This is a genomic window from Paratractidigestivibacter sp., assembly GCF_052362415.1.
Taxonomy (GTDB): Bacteria; Actinomycetota; Coriobacteriia; order Coriobacteriales; family Atopobiaceae; genus Paratractidigestivibacter.
Genome location: NZ_DAWEMK010000187.1, coordinates 1 through 521 on the forward strand (window position 1 = coordinate 1; position 521 = coordinate 521).

Annotated in this window: 1 protein-coding gene; it reads left to right on the plus strand. The window is 60.7% G+C overall.

Annotated elements, in window-relative coordinates:
• The coding region (locus ACT84W_RS10725; RefSeq protein WP_444329210.1) for a gamma-glutamyltransferase at positions 1-397 on the plus strand (397 nt) is incomplete at its 5' end.
• Positions 398-521: the final 124 nt, after the last annotated feature.

A 521-nucleotide genomic window follows, 5' to 3' on the forward strand; every position in this document is an offset into this window, starting at 1 on the left:
CGATAACTATTTGGAGGGTGGAAAGAAGTCCTACCACACGATCATCCCGGGCTTTCTGCTCAAGGACGGCGAGGCCGTCGGCCCGTTCGGCGTGATGGGCGCGTTCATGCAGCCGCAGGGGCAGGTCGAGGTGCTGACGAGCACCATCGATTACGCCATGAACCCGCAGGAGGCGCTTGACGCGCCGCGCATCCAGTGGATCGGCGGCAAAAAGCTCCAGATCGAGCGCGAGGCGGGCGAGGTGATCGCCGAGCAGCTGCGAGCAATGGGGCACGAGGTCGAGATCGTCAACGACCGCACGGCCATGGGCCGCGGCGAGATCATCTGGAAGTGCGAAAACGGCGTTTACGCCGCGGGCACCGAACCGAGATGCGACGGCACGGTCGCGAGCTGGTAACAAAGCAAAAAAAGAGGCTTCCCGACGGGAAGCCTCCTTTTTTGCACATTTTTCAAAATTAGACCTTGGCCTCGCTGTTGTGCTTGCTGGCGACGTAGCTTCTCATCGAGTTCACGACGATGGT